Annotated in this window: 18 protein-coding genes; 5 read left to right on the top strand and 13 right to left on the bottom strand. The window is 57.8% G+C overall.

The window, feature by feature from the left end; all coding sequences use genetic code 11:
• The first annotated feature begins 77 nt into the window (after positions 1–77).
• Positions 78–320, top strand: a complete 243-nt coding sequence (locus BM063_RS17875; protein ID WP_092040967.1) for an IS3 family transposase — start codon at positions 78–80, stop codon at positions 318–320.
• A 58-nt stretch (positions 321–378) separates the two neighbouring features.
• Here the strand turns inward: BM063_RS17875 and BM063_RS14755 are convergent, their stop codons facing one another.
• From BM063_RS14755 to BM063_RS14705, 11 genes are all read right to left on the bottom strand, one after another.
• The gene (locus tag BM063_RS14755; RefSeq protein WP_092040697.1) at positions 379–1,815 is read right to left on the bottom strand and encodes an FMN-binding glutamate synthase family protein; all 1,437 of its coding nucleotides are present in this window, start codon (positions 1,813–1,815) and stop codon (positions 379–381) included.
• Positions 1,816–1,867: 52 nt separating this feature from the next.
• On the bottom strand, positions 1,868–2,152 hold the full coding sequence (locus BM063_RS14750; RefSeq protein ID WP_092040694.1) for a spore coat protein: 285 nt from the start codon (positions 2,150–2,152) through the stop codon (positions 1,868–1,870).
• 48 nt (positions 2,153–2,200) lie between these two features.
• Positions 2,201–2,416: a DUF2383 domain-containing protein gene (locus BM063_RS14745; protein ID WP_177199198.1), complete on the bottom strand. Its 216-nt coding sequence runs from the start codon at positions 2,414–2,416 to the stop codon at positions 2,201–2,203.
• 124 nt (positions 2,417–2,540) lie between these two features.
• Entirely contained in the window at positions 2,541–2,837 is a 297-nt protein-coding gene (locus BM063_RS14740; RefSeq protein ID WP_092040687.1) for a hypothetical protein, read from the bottom strand.
• A 204-nt stretch (positions 2,838–3,041) separates the two neighbouring features.
• On the bottom strand, positions 3,042–3,269 hold the full coding sequence (locus tag BM063_RS14735) for a hypothetical protein (protein WP_143085383.1): 228 nt from the start codon (positions 3,267–3,269) through the stop codon (positions 3,042–3,044).
• Between the two features lie 134 nt (positions 3,270–3,403).
• On the bottom strand, positions 3,404–3,988 hold the full coding sequence (locus BM063_RS18195) for a hypothetical protein (protein ID WP_092040681.1): 585 nt from the start codon (positions 3,986–3,988) through the stop codon (positions 3,404–3,406).
• 292 nt (positions 3,989–4,280) lie between these two features.
• Positions 4,281–5,459 carry an N-acetylglucosamine-6-phosphate deacetylase gene (gene nagA / locus BM063_RS14725; RefSeq protein ID WP_092040679.1) on the bottom strand — a complete coding sequence of 393 codons (1,179 nt, stop codon included), beginning with the start codon at positions 5,457–5,459 and terminating at the stop codon, positions 4,281–4,283.
• A gap of 328 nt (positions 5,460–5,787) precedes the next feature.
• Positions 5,788–6,534, bottom strand: a complete 747-nt coding sequence (locus BM063_RS14720; protein WP_177199197.1) for a tetratricopeptide repeat protein — start codon at positions 6,532–6,534, stop codon at positions 5,788–5,790.
• 166 nt (positions 6,535–6,700) lie between these two features.
• Positions 6,701–7,210 (bottom strand): DUF3907 family protein, encoded by a 510-nt coding sequence (locus BM063_RS14715; RefSeq protein ID WP_092040675.1) that lies wholly within the window; start codon positions 7,208–7,210, stop codon positions 6,701–6,703.
• A gap of 87 nt (positions 7,211–7,297) precedes the next feature.
• A complete protein-coding gene (locus BM063_RS14710; RefSeq protein WP_177199196.1) occupies positions 7,298–8,482 on the bottom strand; it encodes a glycerate kinase family protein in 1,185 nt (394 codons plus the stop codon).
• A gap of 31 nt (positions 8,483–8,513) precedes the next feature.
• Positions 8,514–8,939, bottom strand: a complete 426-nt coding sequence (locus BM063_RS14705) for a CoA-binding protein (protein WP_177199195.1) — start codon at positions 8,937–8,939, stop codon at positions 8,514–8,516.
• Between the two features lie 416 nt (positions 8,940–9,355).
• On the opposite strand from BM063_RS14705, the gene BM063_RS14695 reads away from it, so the two are divergent.
• The 3 genes from BM063_RS14695 to BM063_RS14685 are packed head-to-tail and all read left to right on the top strand — an operon-like array spanning position 9,356 to position 13,777.
• On the top strand, positions 9,356–11,251 hold the full coding sequence (locus BM063_RS14695; RefSeq protein WP_092040664.1) for a PrkA family serine protein kinase: 1,896 nt from the start codon (positions 9,356–9,358) through the stop codon (positions 11,249–11,251).
• 20 nt (positions 11,252–11,271) lie between these two features.
• Complete coding sequence (gene yhbH, locus BM063_RS14690) at positions 11,272–12,435, top strand: sporulation protein YhbH (RefSeq protein WP_092040661.1); 1,164 nt, start codon at positions 11,272–11,274, stop codon at positions 12,433–12,435.
• The gene (locus tag BM063_RS14685) at positions 12,422–13,777 is read left to right on the top strand and encodes a SpoVR family protein (RefSeq protein ID WP_092040658.1); all 1,356 of its coding nucleotides are present in this window, start codon (positions 12,422–12,424) and stop codon (positions 13,775–13,777) included. Before yhbH ends, BM063_RS14685 begins: the two co-directional genes overlap by 14 nt.
• Before the next feature lie 205 nt (positions 13,778–13,982).
• On the opposite strand, the gene BM063_RS14680 is transcribed toward BM063_RS14685, so the two are convergent.
• Together BM063_RS14680 and BM063_RS14675 are read right to left on the bottom strand one after the other, a co-directional pair.
• Positions 13,983–15,542, bottom strand: coding sequence for an extracellular solute-binding protein (locus tag BM063_RS14680; RefSeq protein WP_092040655.1), 1,560 nt, complete (start codon positions 15,540–15,542; stop codon positions 13,983–13,985).
• A gap of 286 nt (positions 15,543–15,828) precedes the next feature.
• Positions 15,829–16,494 carry a protein kinase family protein gene (locus BM063_RS14675; RefSeq protein WP_143085381.1) on the bottom strand — a complete coding sequence of 222 codons (666 nt, stop codon included), beginning with the start codon at positions 16,492–16,494 and terminating at the stop codon, positions 15,829–15,831.
• 236 nt (positions 16,495–16,730) lie between these two features.
• Here BM063_RS14675 and BM063_RS14670 point away from each other — a divergent pair, with 236 nt between their 5' ends.
• Positions 16,731–17,114, top strand: coding sequence for a DUF3054 domain-containing protein (locus BM063_RS14670; RefSeq protein ID WP_092040650.1), 384 nt, complete (start codon positions 16,731–16,733; stop codon positions 17,112–17,114).
• Positions 17,115–17,118: the final 4 nt, after the last annotated feature.

Raw genomic sequence — 17,118 nt, 5'->3', positions numbered from 1 at the left:
AAAAAAGAGCGGACGTGTCTGGAACCATCCTTCACAGTGACCGTGGTTTCCAGTACACGTCCCATGACTACCATCACATGCTAGCTCAGTTTGGCCTCAGATCCAGCATGTCAAGAAGAGGCAATTGCTTGGACAATGCCCCAATCGAGAGCTTCTTCTCCCACTTAAAGACAGAAGCTCTCCAACACCATCATATCCAAGATACTGAGCAGGCTCAAATCCTAATTCAAAGGTATATTCGTTTTTACAACGAGGAGCGGCTTCAACTGAAATTAAACAAGCTGACGCCTGTAGAATACAGGCGTCAGCACGCCGCATAAGCCGGGTGTTTTTACGTGTCTACATTTTTGGGGCTTGACCACGGACCGCAGGGTTTTTTCAATGAACCGGCGGCGGGGCCTCGGCCTCCCTCGCCCGCCCGGGCTCTCCCGAAATGGGTTTGGCAAAATCCCAGGGATCCTTCTCTTCCGTCCAGGCCAGATGTTGCTCCTCCCGGGGCAGCCCCGCGTAGTCGACACCCAGAAGGCGGGCCAGCTCCCGATCGACGCAGACCAGGTCGCTCCGGTCGATCTGATTGAGATCCGTCTTGCCCAGGGCGTAAGCCACCATTTTCATTTCCTCGACGCAGGATTTGAGAAATTTGGCCAGGTGCTCCGCTCCCTTTTCCACATCGATGTCCTCTTTGAACTTCCCGTGGTACAAAACCGTCTGAACCGGAGGTTCAAAGGGGGAGGCGATGTTCATCTGGGTTTGGAGCATCGCCACCAGGGCGATCGAACCGATGTAGACGGCATCCGCCCCGAGAGCCATCGCCTTGAGAAAATGGCCCGGCGTCGTCAATCCCCCGGCGGCGATCACCGACACATCCCGCTTCACGCCCCGCCGCTCCAGATGGCGGACGGTTCGGGCCAGGGCGTGCAGGGTGGGCAAACCCACATCATCCTGAAGGATCGTCGGCCCGCCGTGGGTTCCCGCTTCCGCACCGTCCACGACGATATAGTCGATTCCCCCCTCCAGCGCCACATCAATCTCGCGCTCCAGATAGTGGGTGGCGCAGGTTTTCAGTCCCACCGGGACGCCGTAACGCTCCCGAAGCTCCCGGACCAGCGGCGGAAAATCCTCCACCCGGTTCATCCCCGGCAGGCGGGTGTGGATCCGGGCGTCTTCCCCCTCGGCCAGGTTGAACCGTTTCCGGAAGGTTTCATCGATCTGCCAGGAACGGGTGCCCATCGGCGCCGCCGCCTGAGCCCCCTGCCCCAATTGGATTTCAATGGCATCCAGCCGCTTCAATTGCTCATCCGTGTTCATCCACCCGCCCCGGTTGTACTGGCCGATGAAGAACTTGGCTTCCTTCCGCTCTTCTTCGATCAAGGGCGCCTCTCCGGAATTGGTGGCCGTCCCGGCCAGGGAGGCGCCGCGGGCCAGGGCGATCTTGGCCTTCAATCCGAGGGCGCCGCCGTAGGACATTCCGGAAATCAACACCGGGATCTCCAGCGTCAAGGGCCTCCGGGCCCTCGGGCCGATCGTCACCTCCGTCGCAATCTGCACCCCGTCGGGGGTGGGAAGACGGTACAGGTGAACGGGATTGAACAGCAGCTTCTCCCAGGGGGACAAAACCACCGGACTGCCCAGGGGGCGTTCCAGGGGTTTTCCCGATTCCGCCCGCATCCCCGCCTCCACGATAGCCCGCGGCGTCAGTTTCTGGGCGATGGTGAGGAAAGAAAACAGATTCTCGGTATAGGGGTCCTGCAGCACCCGGTTGACGATTGCGTCCACCACCACATTGGTCATGCGGTGCATCAGCCAAGAGATCATCGGATCCCTCCTTTCCCTCGAAAACCGTCCACGCGGGCAAAACCTCTACGCATCATCGCGGGGTTTCCCGCCGTTCTCCCCTCAACTCCTTCTGCTCCCAGGAGAGAATGGCCGTTTCAATCGCCTGCTGTCCGGCAACCGGCGTCTGGTACCATCCCCGCTGATGCATCGCGTGAAACAACCGGGCATGCATCGATTCCGTATCCTCGTGGAGCCGGTGCAACGTTTTCCGCAGGCCCTCGTTGGCGCATTCCGTCTCCGCCGTGGTGTAGGATTGCGTCAGCTGCTTTTCCATCAGCAGCATATCCTGAGCCATTTCCCGTTCCAAAAAATCCATTTGGACAACCTCCCTCCTGCAAGGGATCTTTCCCCCGGCTATCCGCGATCAGTGGGACCTGTCCGCTCTTCCGCTGTGCCGGCGCATCTCCTGCACCAGCGTGTCCATGTGCTGCCGGTGCAGGTCGGAGGCTTCCCGGAACATCCGCTTCAGTTCGTCATCCTTGCACTGCTCGGCATACCGCTGATACTTCCGGGAAGCCAGCTCCTCCACCTTCAGCAGTTCCTGCACCTGAAGAAGCTCCATCTGGGTCAGCTGCTCCAACCTGTTCCCTCCTTTTTCCAAGCTGATCATAGTATGGATCATTGGCCCGGGGCTTATGAAAGGCGATGCGGCCCTTAGCACAAAAAAACGGGGACGTCATCGCCGGATGACGGCCCCTTCTCAGTCATCTGCGCCGCTTTCTCCCGACCGAACCGGGAGACCGCTTCCCCTGAAGAATGTCCATTCCCACCTTCGGATTGGACCGGATCGAATCGGCAAACTGTTTCAGTTCCTGTTTGCTCACATCGACCTGGGTCACCCTCATCAGGTAATCCAGGACCGCACCCATCCCCCCCTGCTGGTGGGCTTTTTTCGCGCCTTGAAGAATCTGGTTCATCTGTTGTTCCGTGAGCACCGACTGGCCCAGAACCGAATTGATCATCTGGGTCAATTCCTTCACGGAAGGGCCCTTGTTTGCCATGCCCGCTATTCCTCCCATCTGTGATTGGCTCCTTTCAACTTATGTGGGAGCGCAGCACATGACAACTGCTTTTGCCCAAGCCCGCCCGCCCAATTTCGCACCGTCCCGCCGACAAAAAAGCCGCGGGATGACGGCCCAGCGTCTCCAGCGGTTAAAGGGGCCTCTTCCTCTGCCCGGGCAAAGGAACTCCGCGTCCTGCGGCGGTCAGGACCGATCCGCCCTCGAATGGATCCGGCCGTCCGGCGGCTTTTTTCCCAGCAGCTGGTACAAAAAATGGTAAACTTCCAGCACCACGTCCCCCAGGATTTTCACTTCCTTCCGGAGGAAGCGGTTCTCCTCCCGCAGACGGGCGGCTTCCGCGACGAGCAGGCGCTGTTTCTTCTCCAGCTGCTCCATTCGTTCGGCGAGCCTTTTAAGATCCCATCTGTCCATGCCCTGGCGCGCCTGCGACACCGCGGGCTTCAATGATCGGGGAGTTTTTTCGGTTCCGCGCCTTCGGTCCCGACCGGCCTGCCGACGGGTTTCGTTCAAAGATAACACCCTTTCGGCTTCATGTTTCCTTCAATTTATGTTCGATTTTTTTCCCCCGTGTCCGCATCCGTCTTCCCTTCCGAAGATTCCGCGGCGGAGGAAATCGCGTGCACCACGGCATCGCCGTCGGGTTCCTTGTCCGGACGGACACTGCTGAGCAGTTGGAACAATTCGGAATACCGCTCCGTCAATAGTTCCCTGAGCCGGTCCACCGTTTCCAGCTGTTCGGTCAGCCGGCGATTCTCCTCGGCGAGCCGTTCATACTCCCTCTCCTTCTCTTCCAATTGCTTTCCCAATTGATTGACGTGATCCACCAAGGCATGGAACTCCTTTTCGTGCCGACGAAGCATCTGAATCAGATGTTTGAGGGAATCGACCGTATCCGTCCGTCTATTTTTGAAATGTTTGGCGAGCCGCTGCTTTTTCGCCTCGAGGAAATTTTTTTCTTCCCTGCGCCGGACCACGGCGTTCCACCGGAATCCGCACGCTCCGGGTGTTCTCCCCAATTTGCGCGCCACTTCTTCAAAGGCTTCCAGCTGCGTGCTTCCTTCGCGCACGTGGCGCAAAACGGTCTCCGCCAATATTTGATCCTCTTTTTTTGTCCAACAGCGACCTCTCAAGGTTTTCCCCCCTTTGCTCCCCTATCTGACATGGCTCTGTTATAGTGTATTGTCCTGCCCGACAAATGGTGCCCCCTCTGATAGAAAAAAAATCCCGCCGTAGGAGGCGGGATTTCAGGCTGTTGGCAAAGTGCCCGGAAAGAGCGATTTTTCGTCGGGCGATCCGCCTCGAAGGCGAGAAATCGCCCCCGATTCCCAAGCGGGGAAAGACGGCCGTCTCAAATCCCGCCGCAGATAGCGGGATCTTCGCAAGTTTCTCTGAAACGCGAGCGGATGTCCGTGCAATAAGAGATCAATCGTAGGAGGTTTCCCGGTCATAGACGCACTTTCCGCGGATCCACACCTTCAACACATGGCACGATTCGTCCGTCACCACGAGGTCGGCGCGTTTTCCCGTCTCCAGGCTGCCCAGATCCCCGTCCAATCCCAAGCGGCGGGCAGGGACGAGGGAAGCCATCCGTACCGCCTTCCAAAGCGGCATGCCGGTGAATTCCACCATGTTCCGCACAGCCCGGTCCAGGGTGAGCAGGCTGCCGGCGAGGCTGCCGTCGGCCAGAACCACCTTCCCCTCCCGGGCAAACACCGGCAGGCCGCCCAATTCGTATTCCCCGTCCGGCATTCCGACGGCCCGGATGCCGTCGGAAATGAGAATCAGTTTGTCGCTGTCTCCCTTCAATGTGGCCAAAAGTTTGATCACCGCCGGGTGGACGTGGAACCCGTCGGCGATCAGCTCCGCGTAGAGGCGATCTTCCGTCAGCGCGGCTCCGGCCACCCCCGGGCTCCGATGGTGCAGGCCGGTCATCCCGTTGAAGCAGTGGGTCACCTGGGAGGCGCCCGCGTCAATCGCCGACAGGGCCTGTTCGTAGGTGGCCCCGGTATGGCCGATGGAAACGATCACCCCCTTGGACGAGAGGAGGCGGACCGTCTCCAATCCCTTCGGGCGTTCGGGAGCCATCGTTACGACGCGCAGCATTCCCCTGGAATTTTTCAGCGCCCACATCGCCTCCTCCGGATCGGGATCGACGATGTATTCGGGATTTTGCGCTCCCCGATGGCGAGGACAAATCCAGGGGCCCTCCAGGTGGATTCCCAGCACCCGGGCTCCCTCCAGGGAAGAGGCCACCTCCGCCACGGTATGGAATACCTGCTCAAGCCGATGTTTCGGCATGGTCACCGTCGTCGCCAAAAATCCGGTCACGCCGTGTCGAACCAGCGTCCGGGAAATCGTCGCCAGGGATTTCGGAGTGGCGTCCATCACGTCCGCTCCCCCGGCTCCGTGCACATGAAGATCGATCAGTCCGGGCCAAATATAACCGGAGACGGAAAACTCCCTCCGGGGATCCGTGAATCGGGACAGCGGCGGTCCCACATATGCGATCCGTTCCCCCCGAATCACCACCATCCCCTCTTCCAGAATCCCGTCGGCCAGGACGACGGATCCCCGCAGCACGAAATAGTCGTTGTCCCCCATCCCAGTTCTCCCCCTTCCAACCTCATGGTGAGGGTTTCCTCTCTTTCAGATTACTGAAGGTTTGACGGGAACGTCAATGAAGGAGTCGTGCGGGGGCAATATTTTTAAAAAACAAAATGGTTGAAAGGGGTTATTTGTTACAGAAAAGGTGGTATAAAAACAAAAGACCAGGATAAGCCGCCCTGGTCCAAGTGAAAGAGGGTCAAGATTAAGGAGTTTAGAAGCGTGGTAGTAAGCGAGGAGATCAACCCGCCTACACGAATATCATAGCACAAAGAACGAAATTTGTCGATGTTTGCCTGATGTTTTTTTCAAAAGGATTGCGATTTTACCTTTCTCCCGCCGGATTGCTTCTTCTCAGCCATGGAATTTTTGCCAAAGAAAGAATTCCTTTTCTTTGCAATTTCAAAACCAGCTTCAATTGGCTTCTCGCCGTCTTGTTTCGGGGATCGGCCATCAAGGCGAGGCGGAACTGCTCCGCCGCCTCGCTGTATTTCCCCATCTGAAAAAATACCTTGCCGCAGCTCTGGTGCAAATAGGTGTCTCCGTCACGGCGGGAAGCGATGCGCAGGTGGAGCACGGCCTGCCTTTCGCGGCCGGTTTGCGCATAAATTTCAGCCAGAAGCGCATGGGCGAGACCGTCCTGCGGATTCAGCTCCAATCCGCGCAGCAAAAGGCATTCCGCGCGGTGGGTCTGCTCTTTTTTCTCCAGCAGAAACCGGGCGTATTCCCGGTATGCGCAACTGTAGGAGGGATGCCGTTCCATCAGCTTGAGAAAGGCTTGTTCCGCTTCTGCTTCCCTGTCCATCTTCTCCAGGATTTTCGACAAGAAAAGCTCGCCCTCCGGGAAGTCCGGACGTTCCTGAAGCGCTTTCTCCACCGCTTTCTTGGATTCCTCGTACAATCCCCTGCGGTACTCCAGCTGAGCCAGCTCCAGATAGTGGTCTGGGTTCGGGTCCGATGAAACCTTCCGCAAAATCCGTTCTTTCTCCCGCCGATAGTCGTTCTCCGCCAACGGCTTGTCCGACGGATAAAATTTTAAATCGTGCTGGAGTGTCATCCCGGATCCGGACATTTCGATTCCCCCTCTTCCCTCGATGAAACCGTGCAAAGACCACCGCTCCATTTGATTGTACCGTATCCGACAAATTTTGTCACGGATTTTCGACAAATCCGGAAAAAAAAGGGCCCACAGCATGTGGCATCCCTCATGTGGCATCCCTTCGGAAACACCCGCGACCTCAGTCCATCTTCAACATCCGCAGCCGGGTGATGTAGTCGGTTTCGTAATAATCCAATTCATCGCGCAGGATTTCAAAAATGCGGGACAGATCGATCGTCAGTTTGCGCAGGGATTCGGCCGGTTGACGCCGGAACTTGATCGCCTCCTGTTGGGTGTAGCAATAGCGGCCGTCCTCTTCATATACTTCGTTGCGCGGGTAATAGAAATTGTAGATGCAGCCGTGGACAATTTCACTCAACACTTTTTCCGCAAATTCCCGTTTGAAGGTGGCGCGGCGCAACACCAGACTGACCTTCTCATAGGCCACCTGACAGGATACCAAAAGCACCCGAAGGTCCGACAAATATTCCCGGTAATACTCCTCCATTCCTTCCTTTTCCGATTCCGGCGTTTCCTCCATCAGTCGGGGAATGTGGGTATAGTTCAAAAAATCCTCCAGCAGGCGAATCGCCTCTTTCAACCGGTCCTTCGCCAGCCTGCACAATTGTTTGGTCTGCTCGGCGGGCACGCTGAAAACCCCCTTGATGATCCCTTAACAGTTCTTCCCATTATAGCACGGTTTGGGCGACGGGGAAAACGATGGCAAAAGTCCCCTTCACAGATCATGGATGCGGGCACTCTCTTCTTCCGGCGGAGAAGACCGGTCCAGCAACCGGCCGATGGCGGCCGCTCCCCGAAAAAAGCGGTAGACGGACCGCTCCAGCAGTTCCCCGCCCCGCCTCATGGCTTCCTCCAACGGGATCGGCCCGTCGACGATGGGCAGCACCGCCGCGAATCCCTCCCGATGAAGCCGCTCCGCATCCTCGCCGACGGCTCCGGCGAAGGCGACGACGGGCACCTCGTGCCGCTTGGCCATCCGGGCCAATCCCACCGGCGCCTTCCCGTGGAGGGACTGGCCGTCCATGCGTCCTTCGCCCGTCAAGACGAGATCGCTGACGGCGATTTTCTCCTCAAGGGCCATCACCCGGGCGATCAGAGGAAAGCCGGAAACGAGCTCCGCCCCGCAGAGGGCGGCGAGAGCGGCGCCCACTCCCCCGGCCGCCCCTCCCCCCGGAAGGCGGGAAACCGGTTTTCCGGCGGCGTCCAGCTGTCGGGCATAATGCTCCATCCCCGCCGCCAGCCGGGAAAGCACCTCAGGTCCGGCTCCCTTCTGGGGGGCGAAGACGGGCACCGCCCCTTCGGGACCCGTGAGCGGGTTGTCCACATCGCAGGCTGCAACGATCCGCGTGTGAAAAATCCGGGGATCGATCCCGGAAGCGTCGATCCGCTCCACCAGGCCGAGCGCCTGTCCCCCCGCAGGCACGTCCCGTCCCTCCCGATCGAGGAAGCGCACCCCCAGCGCCTGCAGGAGACCGATCCCTCCGTCCACCGTGGCGCTGCCGCCCAAGCCGATCACGATCTCGGGAGGATTGTGCTTCAAGGCGTGGCGCAAAAGCTCCCCCGTTCCCCGGGAGGTCGCCCGCCACGGATCCCGCTTCCCTTCCGGGACCAGCGGCAGCCCCGACGCCGCCGCCACCTCCAGCACCACCCTGCCGTCAGCCAGCAAACCGTAGGCCGCCTCCACCGGATCCCCCAAGGGCCCCGTCACCCGGAGAAACACCTTCTTCCCTCCGCAGGCCCGGACCAGGGCATCCACCGTTCCCTCCCCGCCGTCGGCCAGAAGAACCTGTTCCACCTCCGCCGAGGAAAGGGCTGCGCGCAGACCGGCGGCCATCCGCTCACCCGCCTCCCGGCTGCTCATGCTTCCCTTAAACGAGTCGGGAGCGATCAAAACGCGCAATTTCCCTTCTCCTTTCATCTCCGGGACATGATCACCGCTTGCCGATCAAAATGGCGTGTTCCACTTTGATGCAGCGGTCCATGATCACCGTCATGCCGTGGGATTTCGCGTATTGGTACGCCTCTTCGTTGACAACCCCCAGCTGGGCCCACAGCACATCGGCTCCGATTTCCACCGCCTCGCGGGCAATTTCCGGAAGATATTCGCTCCGCCGAAAAACGTTGACGATATCCACATGGCCTTCGATTTCCTTCAGGGAACCGACAGCCGGAACACCCAGGGCTTCTTTGATCCTCGGGTTGACCGGAATGATCTCATATCCCGCCTCCTGCATGGCTTTGGACACCTGATAAGAGGTGCGCTCCGGATTGTCCGAAAGACCGACGACGGCGATCCGCCGCTTCGTCTCCAGTATCCGTTTGATTTCTTCCCGGCTCGGATTTTCCACCCTTGCCATCCCCTTTCGCTCTTGTTGCACCCTTATTGTATCGCACTTCTCAGGGAATGTTCAGGGCAAGAAGGGGAAAAAACGTCCGTAAAACCTTTGCGGGCGGACGATTCCTTTAAAAAAAGCGGAAGCGCGGGCGGAACCTCCCCCTGCCCCGAGCCCGATTCCGACGGCACTTAACGCATCTGAAAAATATTTCCTTTTTTGGCGTATTAAACAGATTGGAAGAAACAAACTATTTTTGATTTACGAAAATAAGGGAATAATAGTAGTAACGGAAGATCTTGCCTTCCGCCGGATCGTTCCGCTGCCGCTCACACCGTCGCGGCTGCTTTCCCCTCCCGGGAAAAGGCCTGTGGGGCCGGGGATGGGAGCTTGTGGACAGCCCGTCCGTGCAGCGGGAAACCAAAAAGAGGTGAAGACCCATGGCGTTTTTGGACAAACTGAGCGTTTATCAGCGGCAGGAGGCGGCGCTGAAATGGGAAGGCACGTTCCAGGACTACCTGGAAATGGTGAAAGAGCGGCCCCATATCGCCCAGCACGCCCACGCCCGCATCTATCGGATGATCCGGGACGCCGGGGTGGAGGAGTCCGGCGAACGTCGTATCTACAAATTTTTCAGCGAAGAACTCTTCGGGTTGGAGGAAACCATCCAAACCCTGGTGGAAGAATACTTTCAACCCGCGGCGGAGCGGCTGGACGTCCGCAAGCGGTTGTTGCTCCTGATGGGACCCGTCAGCGGTGGGAAATCCACGATCGTTTCCCTGCTGAAACGAGGATTGGAAAAGTACACCCGCACCGATGCCGGAGCCGTTTACGGAATCAAAGGGTGTCCCATGCACGAGGAACCCCTGCACCTGATTCCGGAAGAGTTAAGGGGTGAATTTTCCGAAGAGTATGGCATACAGATCGAGGGAACCCTTTGTCCCGTGTGCCGTCATCGCCTGGACACCGAGTGGAAAGGGGACATCGCCCGGGTTCCGGTGGAGCGCGTCCTGTTTTCCGAAGAGCGGCGGGTGGGCATCGGCACCTTCGCCCCCTCCGATCCCAAATCCCAGGACATTTCCGAATTGACCGGAAGCATCGATTTCTCCACCATCGCCACCTACGGATCCGAATCGGATCCCCGGGCTTACCGGTTTGACGGCGAACTGAACATCGCCAACCGGGGAATGATGGAATTTCAGGAAATGCTCAAGTGCGATGAAAAGTTCCTGTGGAACCTGCTTTCCCTGACCCAGGAAGGCAATTTCAAGGCAGGCCGCTTCGCCCTCATCTCCGCCGATGAGCTGGTGATCGCCCACACGAACGAGACGGAATATCGCCATTTCATCAGCAACAAGAAAAACGAGGCCCTCCACTCGCGGATCATCGTCATCAAGGTCCCCTACAACCTGCGGGTGAGCCAGGAGGAACGGATTTACCGCAAGATGATCCGCCAAAGCAATCTGAAAGGGGTGCACATCGCCCCCCACGCCCTGTGGACGGCAGCCGTTTTCTCCGTCCTGACCCGGCTGAAGGATTCCAAGCAGCCCAACATGGACCGCCTGAAAAAAATGCGCCTGTACGACGGACAGGAAGTGGAAGGGGTCTCCGCCAAACAGGTGGAGGAATTGAAAAAGGAGTTTCCCGACGAAGGGATGTCGGGGATCGACCCCCGCTACGTGATGAACCGGATCTCCAGCGCCCTGATCGAAGGCGGGAAAAACTGCATCAACGCCCTGGACATCCTCCGCTCCCTCAAAAAAGGTCTGGACCAACATCCGTCCATCACCCCCGAAGAGAAGGAGCAGGCCCTCAATCTGATTTCCGTCGCCCGGGCGGAATACGACGAGGTGGCCAAAAACGAGGTCCAGAAGGCCTTTGTCTACTCCTTCGAGGAATCGGCGCGCACACTGCTCAACAACTACCTGGACAACGTGGAGGCCTACTGCGGCGGCCACAGGCTGAAGGACCCCCTGACCGGCGAGATTCTTGATCCCGACGAAAAACTGATGCGGTCCATCGAAGAGCAGATCGGCATCACGGAAAACGGCAAACGGGCCTTCCGGGAGGAGATCCTGATCCGCATCTCCTATTACGCCCGCAAGGGCAAAACCTTCGATTACACCTCCCACCCGCGCTTGAAGGAAGCCATCGAGAAAAAACTGTTCAGCGACCTGAAGGACGTGGTGAAAATCACCACCTCCAGCAAAACTCCGGATGAAACCCAACTGAAGCGGGTGAACGAGGTCATCTCCCGGCTGATCGATCATCACGGATACTGCGCCGTCTGCGCCAACGACCTGCTGACCTATGTGGGCAGTCTGCTCAACCGTTGACCCCAAGGGAGGGATGCGCCATGACGGCAAAGCGTCTGTTTCTCCTTTCCCGGGAGGACTGGTCCCTTCACCGGAAAGGCGAACTGGACCAGCTGCGCCACCAAGAAAGAGTTCGGGAGGCGATCCGTGAAAACCTCTCCGATTTGATCTCCGAAGAATCGATCATCCTCAACCGGAACGGCCAAAAAGTGAAAGTGCCGATCCGCACCCTGGAAGAAGTTCGCTTCCGCTTCAACCGGGACAAACAGACCCACGTCGGCCAAGGGGACGGAACGGCCCGGCCCGGCGACGTCCTCGGCAGGGCGTCCCCCGGCGCCGGCCAGGGTCCCGGCGCCGGCGACCAGCCCGGCGAAGACATCTATGAAGCGGAAGTTTCGGAGGAAGAACTGGCCGCCATCGTCTTCGAGGGATGGGAACTGCCCGATCTGAAGCACAAGGAGCAGGACCAACTCCCCGCAGCGCGCCCGGTCTTCGACGACATCCGCAAACGGGGACTGATGGGGAATCTGGACAAAAAGCGAACCTACCTGGAAAGCCTCAAGCGCTCCCTGCGGGAGGGAAGCGCCACCCCGACCTTCCGGCCGGAGGACCTGCGGTTCAAAACCTGGGACGAAAAGGAACTGCCCCAATCCAAGGCCGCCGTCTTTGCCATGATGGACACCTCCGGCTCCATGGGAACCTTCCAGAAGTGGATGGCCAGGGCCTTTTTCCACTGGATGGTCAAATTCCTCAAGACCCGGTATCCCCACGTGGAAACCGTCTTCCTGGCCCATCACACCGAAGCGATGCAGGTGACGGAGGAACAGTTCTTCCACCGGGTCGAAAGCGGGGGAACCCGCTGTTCCTCGGTGTACGAATTGGCCCTCCGGCTGATCGAAACCCGCTATCCGGCGCAACGGTACAACCTGTACGCCTACCATTTCACCGACGGAGACAATCTGCCCAGCGACAACGATCCGGCCGTGGAACTGACCCGGCGGCTCATCGAAAAATGCAACCGCGTCGGATACGGTGAAATCAACCCCAACGCCCGCTCCAACACCCTGATGCAACACATGCGATCCATCCAGCATCCGGCCTTTGTCACGGCCACTTTCCGATCCAAGGAAGACATCCATCCGGCTTTGAAGCGGTTTTTCTCCCGCGCCGGCAGCGAAGGGGGGAGCCGGCATGCAACCCCGTGACATGGAGCTGCTGGAACGGGCGATTGAAGAGATCACGGATCGGGCCGTGGCCGCCGGGCTCGATTTTTTCCCGATGCGATACGAAATCACTCCGCCGGACATCCTCTACTCCATCGGCGCCTACGGAATGCCCACCCGGTTTTCCCACTGGAGCTTCGGCAAAGCCTATTACCGGATGAAAACCGATTACGACTTCGGCCTGAGCAAAATCTACGAGCTGGTGATCAACTCCGATCCCTGTTACGCCTTTCTGCTGGAGTCCAACTCCCTGCTTCAGAACAAGCTGATCGTCGCCCACGTTCTGGCCCACAGCGACTTTTTCAAAAACAACGCCTATTTTTCCCTCACCAACCGGAACATGGTGGAAAGCATGGCGGTCACCGCCCGCCGCATCCGCGCCTGGGAAGAACAATACGGGCGAAAAACCGTGGAAAGCTTCCTGGACGCCGTCCTGTCCATCAACGAACACGTCGACCCCCACGCCGTCTTCCGGGACGGCACACCCACCGGTTACCGTCCGCGGCTTCAGGAGGAACCGGACGACGGCCGGCGAAACCGTTTCGCCGACTCTCCCCGCGACGACGGTGCGGCAAGGCATTCCGCCTCGGACTCTGGGCGGCCGCAAAAGGAAGAAAAAGATGTCGTCCGCTTCATCGCCGACCGTTCGCCCGTCCTGGAAGACTGGGAAAGGGAAATCATGTACCGGCTTCGGGATGAGATGCTGTACTTCTGGCCCCAGCTGGAAACCAAGATCATGAACGAGGGATGGGCCACCTTCTGGCACGTGCAGATCCTGCGGGAGATGGACCTCGATGAAGAGGAGGCCGTCGAATTCGCCGCCATGCACGCCCGGCTCATCCAGCCCCCGGTAACGGGGATCAATCCCTATCTGTTGGGATGGAAAATGTTCGTCTGGTTGGACCGGAACCTGGGCCGGGAAGCCATTTTCGACATCCGGGCCACCGAATCCGACGTTTCCTTCCTGCGCAACTATCTGAACAAAGAACTGGCCGAGGAGATGGATCTCTTCGTCTTCCGCCGCAGCGGCGACCAATGGAAAATCACCTCCAAGGACGTGGAGGAAGTGCGGGAACACCTCATCCGTTCCCGCATCAACGGGGGATATCCCTACATCGTGGCCTGTGACGACAACTATCAAAACCGGGGGGAACTCTACCTGCTCCACCGCTACGACGGAACGGAGCTGGACACCCGTTACATCGCCAAGACGCTTCCGTTGGTCCATCGCCTGTGGGGGCGCTCCGTCCATCTGGAAACGGTGATCAGCGGCCAAAACGTCCGCTACACCTGGGACGGCGAGAAGCTGTCCCACCGGGTGTAAGAAAAGGGCCCGCTGTATGAGAAAACCCCCGGTCCGCGGGAAGACACGATGGTCCCTTGCCCTTCTCCCGAGGCAGGGGACCCGTCATTTTTGCGGGAAGCTTTGCGTCAGTCCTTTTTCGCGGAAAAGGTTTTCGCGCCCTGCCCGCACGTCGGGGAAAGGGAACGCCATTTTCCCCTTCGCCCGAAGACGAGCTTTCCCCATGCTATTCCCAACGGGGCTGGACGTTTTTTACCTTCATCTCCCGGTTGACTTCTTCGATTATTTGCTGTCCCCCGTTCTCCAGATACCTGCGAACGATTCGATCCCATTCGGACAGGGGCAGATCCCCGGTGATCATTTTGGCCTGTTCATTCAACAGATTCCGGGTGATCTCCAGTCCGATCCGCGCTTCGGTCTCGGAATACACCTGATGGATCGGATTTAAATAGTGGCGGGTTTCCGCGTGCATTTTCTCCAATTCTTCGGCCAGTTCCTTGAAGGCGCTGTTTTTGTAGGTCAGGGAATAACGGTTCGCCTCGTCGTTCGGAGCCCACATTTTGTTGTCAAGGAGATAGTGCCACGGGGCCAGCCCCTCGGTCCGCTCCGTAACGACCGGCCGTCCATCCACCATGTGATACCCTTTCCCTTCGTGTCCGTACATCCAATCGAAATCTTCGTTGTCCGGATTTCTTTCCTTCCAGGAGTAAAACCGGCGCCCGAAGTCGATGATTTCCAAAATCCGTCGCACCTTTCCGGGTTCATCCTTCAGTTTGGCGGAAAGGGCGTTCATCGTGTAATACCCGGACCCGGCGGTATACCCCTTTGAACCATCGGGAGCTTCAAAGGGTGGAATGGGGGAAAGATCGGCTTCCGGATGGATCTTCTGCAGCGCCTCCATGTTCGCTTCCGGCATCTCCACGGGACCCCGGACGAAGATTCCCGCCTTTCCCGCATAAAACATCTTCGCGGCCTCGACGGGATCATACACTGCGAAATCTTTGGGAATCGCCCCCTCCCGGTACAGATCCCGCATCATCCGGATGGACTCCTTCCACTGCTCGGTGATGACGCCGGGCACGTATTGCCCCCGTCCGTTTTGGTGATACCATGCGTTCATATCCCAGTACGCGCCGAAAGCGTATTGGGGCCACAGATCTTTTCCCAGCACCATCCCGTACGTATCGTCCTTGCCGTTTCCGTCGGGATCGTTCTTGGCGAAGGCAATGGCCACTTCCTTCAACTCTTCATAGTTGGTGGGCATTTTCAAACCGAGATTGTCCAGCCAATCCTGGCGGATGACCGGCGTGTTCAGGTATTTTTTCGGAAAATATTTGGGGATGGCATAAATTTTCCCATCCACCGTGACGGCGTTCCACACTTCCTGCGGGACGGCTTTCAAGGTGGGATAATCGCCAATGTACTCGTTCAGCGGGAGGAAAGCCCCCTGCTTGGCCCACCGGAAGAAATTCGCCCGATCGATCTGGGATTCAAAGCCGATGACGTCGGGGATATCCCCGGAAGCCATGCGGGCCGAAAGTTTTTCCAAATAATCCGTGTAAATGCCGTATTCCCTGCGGTATTCCACATTGAACTTCTCCTCGATCATCCGCACGCCTTCCCCGTCCTTCGGCGGGATATCCTCATACAAGAAATCCAGCGAAGTGATCGTATATTCCTTTTTTCCGGAAGAATCCTCCGTCGCCTCCTGCGTTGAACAGGCAATAATGCCCGACGCCAAACCGACAGCCAGCAATCCCGTCAGACACTTGCGCCAACGTTTCACTTAAGCAACCTCCAAAAGGGATTTAACTATTTTTAGTACTTATACAATTTCCTTACAACTCCTTCCGGAAGAACCCCTTTACTTATCTCCGCGGGGTGGTTCCGAACATTTTTTTCGGCATTTTCCCTCAAACCGGCACGCCCTTGAACCGCGGTGTTAAAAGCCGTGCATTTCACTTCCGACTTGTCAACCATTCCGTGGAAAAGCCCGTGTCCAGAGCCTCCAAATCCCCTTCATCCCTTTTCCGCATGAAAAAAGCGGGGAAGGGACATTCCCCGCTCCGTGATCACCTCTTGATGAACGGCAAAAACCGCCGTCCGAAATCGCTGACGGAAAAATCCCCCGCGACTTGGCGGTAATAAGCCTTCTTCACCATCTCGAGCAGCCAGACGGGAATCCTCCGTCCGGCGATCAAAGGATAAAATCTCCGGTATGCCTGGACCAGGTGGTCCCAACGCCCGTCATTCCCGGGCTTTACGTATTCGGAAACATCCAGCAGTTTGGCGCGTCCCCTCTGCAGCAACACATTTTTCAGGTGAATGTCGCGGGGATTGAGCCCCGCCTGACGGGCATAGGTCCGGGCCTTTTCCACATCGTCGATCGCCTGCTCCGGTATGGGAATCCCTTTGACCAGGCAGTCATAAAGGGTGGGTCCCTCTTCGTAACTCAGCACCAGATAAAAACTCCCCTTCCCGTAACAAACCGGGAAATAGGGAGACCGTCCCAGGCGCCGGTAGGCGGCATATTCATTCTCCTTGGCCTGTCTTCGACCCTCGGCATACACCTTGAATGCCAATGGCGGAAAATCGGGATGGCGAACCACCACGGCATCGGTGCCCGCGCCCGCCACTTTCAAAGGCGGCGGGACGGATAGGATGTTGACGGGCTGATTTTCCGGATGGGCCTCTATGCGGATTTCTTTCAGCAAAGGTTCTATTAATTTCCAATCCATGTTGTCCTCTCCCATTTTGCGTCCGGCGTTTCGTTTCCTCCCCCTTTCGCGACGTATCTCCCCCGACCCATGTCCCCCAATACACCTTCCCTTTTCCTTGCAAGGAAAAAACCCGATTCCAAAGGACGCATCCGTGAAGACAATGCAAACGTTTAGGCAATTGACAAGGACACAGCCGCCGCTGCCCATCCATTTTCGCTATACTGGAAGATGAACCTGTGAAAGGAGGAAAGGGGATGAACCAGAAAACAACCTCCATTCTCGTGATCGTCGATTTGGCGATCATTCTGTTGTTTTCCGCAGTCGGAAGACTCAGCCATCACATGGCCCTCGATCCCTCATTGCTGCTGAACACCACTCTTCCCTTCGCCGCCGCCTGGCTGATTGTCGGCGCGCTGACCGGCATTTTTAAACCCGCTTCCGTCGAAAGCACCGGGCGGGCCTTCAAAAGCACTTTGTTGACCCTGGTGATTGCCGGTCCCTTGGGCGTTCTTCTGCGCAGTTTGCTGATCGGAAGAATGCCGTTTTACACCTTCTGGTTTATCGGTCCCCTCAATTTGGCCATGTTTATGCTCCCCTGGCGTTTGGTATATGCTTATTTTAAAAGAAAGACGGGATGAGGTG

This window comes from Planifilum fulgidum, assembly GCF_900113175.1.
Taxonomy (GTDB): domain Bacteria; phylum Bacillota; class Bacilli; order Thermoactinomycetales; family DSM-44946; genus Planifilum; species Planifilum fulgidum.
This window is presented reverse-complemented; position numbering and strand designations above follow the sequence as displayed.

What these genes read in the sequence shown, in the direction of transcription:
- BM063_RS17875 (WP_092040967.1), top strand. Translation starts at nt 78, where the DNA reads ATGCTAGCTCAGTTTGGCCTCAGATCCAGCATGTCAAGAAGAGGCAAT.
- BM063_RS14755 (WP_092040697.1), bottom strand. Translation starts at nt 1,815, where the DNA reads ATGATCTCTTGGCTGATGCACCGCATGACCAATGTGGTGGTGGACGCA.
- BM063_RS14750 (WP_092040694.1), bottom strand. Translation starts at nt 2,152, where the DNA reads ATGGATTTTTTGGAACGGGAAATGGCTCAGGATATGCTGCTGATGGAA.
- BM063_RS14740 (WP_092040687.1), bottom strand. Translation starts at nt 2,837, where the DNA reads ATGGCAAACAAGGGCCCTTCCGTGAAGGAATTGACCCAGATGATCAAT.
- BM063_RS14735 (WP_143085383.1), bottom strand. Translation starts at nt 3,269, where the DNA reads ATGGACAGATGGGATCTTAAAAGGCTCGCCGAACGAATGGAGCAGCTG.
- nagA (WP_092040679.1), bottom strand. Translation starts at nt 5,459, where the DNA reads ATGGGGGACAACGACTATTTCGTGCTGCGGGGATCCGTCGTCCTGGCC.
- BM063_RS14720 (WP_177199197.1), bottom strand. Translation starts at nt 6,534, where the DNA reads ATGTCCGGATCCGGGATGACACTCCAGCACGATTTAAAATTTTATCCG.
- BM063_RS14705 (WP_177199195.1), bottom strand. Translation starts at nt 8,939, where the DNA reads ATGGCAAGGGTGGAAAATCCGAGCCGGGAAGAAATCAAACGGATACTG.
- BM063_RS14695 (WP_092040664.1), top strand. Translation starts at nt 9,356, where the DNA reads ATGGCGTTTTTGGACAAACTGAGCGTTTATCAGCGGCAGGAGGCGGCG.
- yhbH (WP_092040661.1), top strand. Translation starts at nt 11,272, where the DNA reads ATGACGGCAAAGCGTCTGTTTCTCCTTTCCCGGGAGGACTGGTCCCTT.
- BM063_RS14685 (WP_092040658.1), top strand. Translation starts at nt 12,422, where the DNA reads ATGCAACCCCGTGACATGGAGCTGCTGGAACGGGCGATTGAAGAGATC.
- BM063_RS14675 (WP_143085381.1), bottom strand. Translation starts at nt 16,494, where the DNA reads ATGGATTGGAAATTAATAGAACCTTTGCTGAAAGAAATCCGCATAGAG.
- BM063_RS14670 (WP_092040650.1), top strand. Translation starts at nt 16,731, where the DNA reads ATGAACCAGAAAACAACCTCCATTCTCGTGATCGTCGATTTGGCGATC.